This window comes from Kytococcus sp. HMSC28H12, assembly GCF_001816045.1.
Classification (GTDB): Bacteria; Actinomycetota; Actinomycetes; order Actinomycetales; family Dermatophilaceae; genus Kytococcus; species Kytococcus schroeteri.
Map to the genome: position 1 here is coordinate 1 of NZ_KV824639.1, position 5,925 is coordinate 5,925.

Here is a 5,925-nt window from a genome sequence, read left to right on the forward strand (position 1 = left end):
GTCAGCCCAGCTCGGTGGCGGGGCGGATCGTCCCGGTCACCTCACCCAGCCCGATGCGGGAGCCGTCCGGTCCCGGTGCCCAGCCGGTGATCGTCACGGTGTCGCCGTCCTCGAGGAAGGAGCGCTCGGAGCCGTCCTCGAGCCGCATCGGCTCCTGACCGCTCCACGAGAGCTCCAGGAAGGACCCGCGCTCGGCCTTCTCGTCGCCGGAGACGGTGCCGCTGGCGAACACGTCCGCGGCCGAGAGGGCAGCGCCGTTGACGGTCATGTGCGCGAGCATCTGCGCCGGCGACCAGTACATCTCCCGGTAGGGCGGGCGGCTGACGACTGTGCCGTTGAGGCGCCCCTCCATCTCGATGTCCAGGCCGAACAGGCCGCTGCCGTCACCGCGCAGGTAGTCCAGCGGCTCGGGGTCCTGGGTGGGGAGCTCGGTGCGCGCGTGCTCCAGGGCCGCCATGGGCACCACCCAGGCGCCCACCGACGAGGCGAACGACTTGCCCAGGAAGGGGCCCAGCGGCACGTACTCCCAGGCCTGGAGGTCGCGCGCCGACCAGTCGTTGAAGAGCATCACACCGAAGAGGTGGTCGGCCGCGTCGTCCACGGAGACGCGCTCGCCGACGGTCGTCGGGCCACCGACGAGGAAGCCCAGCTCGGCCTCGATGTCCAGACGCTGGCTGGGGCCGAAGGTGGGCACCTCGGCGTCCTTCGGCTTGCGCTGGCCGCTGGGGCGCACCACGTCGGTGCCCGAGACGACGATGGTGCTGGAGCGCCCGTGGTACCCGATGGGCAGGTGCTTCCAGTTGGGGGTCAGGGCCGCCTGGTCCGGGCGGAAGATGCGGCCCACGTTGGTGGCGTGGTGCTCCGAGGCGTAGAAGTCCACGTAGTCCGCCGGGTGGAAGGGCAGCACCATCTCCACCTGGCCCAGCGGCAGCAGGTGCGGGCGCACCACCGCTGGGTCGGCCTCCTCGGCGAACAGGCCGGTGACCCACTCGCGGGCGCCGGTCCACGCGGTGTGGCCGAGCTCCAGCAGGCGGTTGAGCGTCGGCTCCTGCAGGGCGCCGGCCCAGGCGCCGCCGGTGTCCGCGCCCGTGGCGTGCAGGGCGGCCGGCAGGTCCAGCACCTCGTCGCCGATGCGGACGCCCAGCCGGGGTTGCGCGGCGTCGCGGGTGAGGAAGGCGCCGTAGGGCAGGTTGTGCGGGCCGAAGGGGTGGTCGGCGGGCAGGTCGGGCCAGGCGGTCATGCGGGCTCCTCGTCGGTGGGGTGGGAGGGGGTGCTGGCGATGGTGGACGGGTCGAGTACGCCGAGCTCGGCGGCCTCGGTGAGCGGGTCGGTGACGCCGCAGCAGCCGAAGGAGGTCCACGCGGCGCGCACGCCCTCGACGGCGCCGGAGTCGAGCGCCAGCACGGTGTCGGCCACGGCGCGGGCGTCGCGCTCGGCCAGCGCGGCGGCGACGTCGTCGGGACCCAGTCCGCAGAGGGCGCCGTGGGTGGCCACCACGACGTTGAGCATGCCGTGCATCTCCTCGGTGCCCTCGCCGGACTGGGCCGGCGCGGTGCGCGCCACGGCGTGGTGCAGGCCGCCGGTGAGCTTGAAGGGCACGTCGCGCTCCACGCAGGAGGTGATGAACCCGGCGAGCTCCTGCGGCGTGGGGACGGGGCCCGCCGGGGATGCCTGGGTGCGCCACTTGGCCACGACCCGGGGCCCGCCAGTGCGGTCCGAGGCGGCCAGGCGGTCGAGCAGGGACTCCAGGGTGGCTGGGTCGCGGGGCGCCTCGAGGGCAAGGTCCACACCGTGGTCGGCGGTGGTGTGCCAGTCGGCGTCCGCGGCGCGCTCCACCACCTCGAGGCGCACCTGCTCGCCGAGGCCGCGCAGCGTGGCCACGGCGCGGGTGACCGCCTCGGTGCCGGTGCCGGGGCGGGCGGCGATGCCCACCGGGAGGGCAGCGGCGTCGGAGGTGGCAGGGGAGTTCGCGAGCACCTGCGGGAGCTGCGCCACGGCGTCGACCGAGAGCAGCAGCGGTCCCAGGCGGGAGCCGAGCGGGGCGGTGCGCCAGACGCGGTGCTGCGCGACGGCATCGGGCAAGGGGGAGAGCCCCGGGGGGAAGATCGCCGCGTCGTCCACGAACGCGCGGGTGAGTCGCTCCATCGCCGGTGGGGTCGCCATGCCGCGCACGCTAACGTACGCGTGGCGTACATCACTCCCGGTGCGCCCACACCGCCCCACCACCCGGAGGACGAGCCATGGCGTACTACCGCTCCGTCGGATCGGTTCCCCCCAAGCGACACACCCAGCACCGCACGCCCGAGGGCGGGCTGTACTACGAGGAGCTCATGGGCGAGGAGGGCTTCTCGTCGGACTCCTCGCTGCTCTACCACCGCAACATCCCCTCCACCATCAGCGACGCCCGCGTCTGGGACCTGCCCGACGCCACGCTGACCCCCAACCACCCCCTGCGCCCGATCCACCTGCGCCCCCACGACCTGTTCGGCGGGGACGAGCCCACCGAGGGCGTCGACGTGGTGACCGGTCGACGGCTGCTGCTGGGCAACGCCGACGTGCGCCTGTCCTACGTGGTGGCCGACACCACGAGCCCCTGGTACCGGAACGCCATCGGTGACGAGTGCCTGTACGTGGAGCGCGGCAACGCCCGCGTGGAGACCGTCATGGGCGCCTTCGAGGTGGGGCAGGGCGACTACCTGGTGATGCCGCGCGCCACCACGCACCGGTGGATCCCGCGCGACGCCGGCGACGAGGGTTACTCCGAGCCGCTGCGCGTCTACGCCATCGAGGCCTCCAGCCACATCGGCCCGCCCAAGCGGTACCTCTCGCGGTTCGGGCAGCTGCTGGAGCACGCGCCCTACTGCGAGCGCGACCTGCGCGGACCGGAGGGGCCGCTGCTGGCCGAGGACATCGGTGCCGCGGCCGACGACGAGACCGAGGTGTACATCCGCCACCGCGCCACGGGGGAGGACTCCACCGGCGGCCAGGGCGGCACTGTGCACACGTTGCCCTTCCACCCGCTGGACGTCGTGGGCTGGGACGGCTGCCTCTACCCCTACGTGTTCAACGTGGCCGACTACGAGCCGATCACCGGCCGCGTCCACCAGCCGCCGCCCGCCCACCAGGTGTTCGAGGGGCACAACTTCGTGGTGTGCAACTTCGTGCCGCGCAAGGTGGACTACCACCCGCTGAGCATCCCGGTGCCCTACTACCACTCGAACGTGGACTCCGACGAGGTCATGTTCTACGTGGACGGGGACTACGAGGCACGCAAGGGCAGTGGCATCCGGCAGGGCTCCATCAGCCTCCACCCGGGCGGCCACGCCCACGGCCCCCAGCCCGGGGCCTACGAGAACTCCATCGGCGTGGAGTACTTCGACGAGCTGGCTGTGATGGTCGACACCTTCCGCCCCCTCGACCTGGGAGAGGGCGGTCTGGCCAGCGACGACGGGAAGTACGCCTGGTCGTGGCAGAACTCCGCCCAGCGCACTGCAACCGAGCAGCGTCCGCTCGGGGAGGACGAGGTTCCGCCGGCCACGGAATGAGGCCACGCCATCCGACCACGGTCCCAGTGGGCGTCCAGCCTCTGGGAGTAGCGTGACGCTCCCGCCCGGCGGACGTCGGACGGGAGCACTGTGTCGGGGCCGGTCGGCCGCGACGGACCGACTTCGCGGAAGGAGCCCAGGTGGGGCAGCAGGTCTCGACGAGCAGCGCAGGAGGGCCCCGGGCCACGGCACGGAGCGCCCCCTCGGGACGCCGCTATCTCACCGGTCTGGACGGGCTGCGCGCCCTGGCCGTCGTGTCGGTGATGCTCTTCCACTTCGACGCCGGCCTCGACGGCGGCTTCCTGGGCGTCGACGTGTTCTTCGTGCTCTCGGGATACCTCATCACGAGCCAGCTGATCACGCGCTGGAGCCCGACCACGGTGGACCTCAAGCACTTCTGGGGGCGCCGCGTGCGGCGCCTGTTCCCGGCGGTCTTCCTCCTGCTGCTCGTCGTCTCGGTGGCCATGCTGGTGCTCGACCGCACCGCCGTGCGCTCCTACGTGGGCGACGTGCTCGCCGCGGCCACGTACACCTCCAACTGGTGGTACGTGTTCCAGGAGCGCAGCTACTTCGAGGCCGCCGGCCGGCCGCCGGTGCTCCAGCACCTGTGGTCCCTGGCCGTGGAGGAGCAGTTCTACCTGGTCTGGCCGCTGGTGGTGGCCGGGCTGACCTTTGCGTTCACCAAGGCCTCGGCCCGCCGTTGGGCCGTGTTCACCATCTCCCTCGTGGGTGCGGTGGCCTCCTCGCTGTGGATGGGGATGGGCACGGCCGCGGCCGACCTGCCGGCCGCGGGGGACGCCAGCCGCTTCTACTTCGGCACCGACTCCCACGCGATGGGCCTGCTCGCCGGTGCTGCCCTGGCCGCCCTGCGGGGTGGCGCAGGCTTCAGCGACCGGGCGCCCCTCAAGCGCGCCGGCGTGCTGTGGACCCTGCTGGGCCTGGCCGGCCTGGGCGGGCTCGGCTGGTTCTTCGTGACCCAGGCCGAGACCTCCGAGTGGCTCTACCGATGGGGCTTCGCCGCCCTGGCCGCCCTGGTGGTCGTGCTCGTCGTGGCCGCCACCCGCCCCGGTCCGGTGGAGTGGCTGCTGAGCCTGCCGCTGCTGCGCTACCTGGGCACCCGCTCGTACTCCCTGTACCTGTGGCACTGGCCCATCGCCGCGTTCACCCGGCCCGGCATCGACGTGGAGTGGCCCGAGCCCGTGGTGCACCTGGTGCGCTGGGGCCTGACCCTGCTGCTGGCCGAGCTGAGCTACCGCCTGGTGGAGAACCCGGTGCGTGTGCACGGCCTGCGCGCCACGTGGGACCGTCTGCGCCGCACCGGCCGGGCACCGCTGACCGCGGCCGCCGGGCTGACCACCACCGTGGTGGCCCTCACGGCCACCCTGGGCGCGGTGGCCGCGACCACCGACCCGCAGGCCGTCGAGCAGCAGAAGGTGGAGGAGGTGCTGGGCAACGCCGACGTCGGCACCGCACCCTCGGGGGACCAGACCCCGGCGCCCGACGGCCCGCAGGCCGGTGTCCCGGACCAGTCGGAGGAGACGCCCACGGCATCGCCCACCTCCCCGCCGCCCACCGAGGGGGGCAAGGGTGCTGCCTGCGACCCCTCGAAGATCAGCGGTGACCGCGTGGCCGAGGGAGCCGACCCGCAGTGGCTCGGGCAGTCCAAGCTCGGCGCGGACACGCTGCCGGTCCCCTCCGACGGCACCAAGGTGGGCGACGGCACGCAGTGCATGAACGTCACCGTCTTCGGCGACTCCGTGGCCATGTCCGCCGGTCCGGTCATCTCCCGCGCGTTCGGGGCCCTCGACCTGCGGGCCACCGTCGGCGTCCAGGCCAGCGAGGTCCTGGGCTACGCGGAGAAGGCGGCCAAGGCCCACGACATCAAGAGCGAGGTGGTCGTGGTCCACACCGGCAACAACGGCCGGATCAACAAGGACGACCTCGTCGACGCCGCCACCCACCTGGCCAAGGAGAAGGCCGTGAAGCACGTCGTGCTCGTGCGCCCCAACTCCAACACCAGCTGGGACGCCGACAACCAGGCCGTCTTCGACGGGCTGGAGGACGAGGAGCTGGACCCCAAGGTCACCATCGCCGACTGGAAGGGCGTCTCCGAGGGCCACGACGACTGGTTCCTCAGCGACGGCACCCACCCGGACTACATCGGCAAGGTGCACTACGTGGTCGAGATCCAGCGGGCGATCACCGAGCACTGACGGCCGCCCGACCCTGCGGGGCCCCCACCGTGTGCGGTGGGGGCCCAGCCGTCTGCTGGGAGCCTCAGGCGTGGCCGGTGGCCGGGGCGGGCTGCTCGTCGACGAACACCGTGGGAACGGCCTGCTCCCCAGCCGAGAGGCGCAGGGCGGCGGCCGGCAGCTCCGCC

General features: G+C 73.0%; 4 protein-coding genes. 2 read left to right on the plus strand and 2 right to left on the minus strand.

What is annotated here, in order from left to right; translation table 11 throughout:
- Position 1: 1 nt before the first annotated feature.
- On the minus strand, positions 2–1,240 hold the full coding sequence (fahA, locus tag HMPREF3099_RS10080; RefSeq protein WP_070705842.1) for a fumarylacetoacetase: 1,239 nt from the start codon (positions 1,238–1,240) through the stop codon (positions 2–4).
- The gene (locus HMPREF3099_RS10085) at positions 1,237–2,163 is read right to left on the minus strand and encodes a hypothetical protein (RefSeq protein WP_141494152.1); all 927 of its coding nucleotides are present in this window, start codon (positions 2,161–2,163) and stop codon (positions 1,237–1,239) included. The genes fahA and HMPREF3099_RS10085 overlap by 4 nt, the downstream gene beginning before the upstream one ends.
- A 77-nt stretch (positions 2,164–2,240) precedes the next feature.
- On the opposite strand from HMPREF3099_RS10085, the gene HMPREF3099_RS10090 reads away from it, so the two are divergent.
- Both HMPREF3099_RS10090 and HMPREF3099_RS10095 read left to right on the plus strand, forming a co-directional pair.
- Positions 2,241–3,545 carry a homogentisate 1,2-dioxygenase gene (locus tag HMPREF3099_RS10090; protein WP_070705844.1) on the plus strand — a complete coding sequence of 435 codons (1,305 nt, stop codon included), beginning with the start codon at positions 2,241–2,243 and terminating at the stop codon, positions 3,543–3,545.
- 140 nt (positions 3,546–3,685) lie between these two features.
- Positions 3,686–5,758, plus strand: a complete 2,073-nt coding sequence (locus HMPREF3099_RS10095; RefSeq protein WP_070705845.1) for an acyltransferase family protein — start codon at positions 3,686–3,688, stop codon at positions 5,756–5,758.
- Positions 5,759–5,925: the final 167 nt, after the last annotated feature.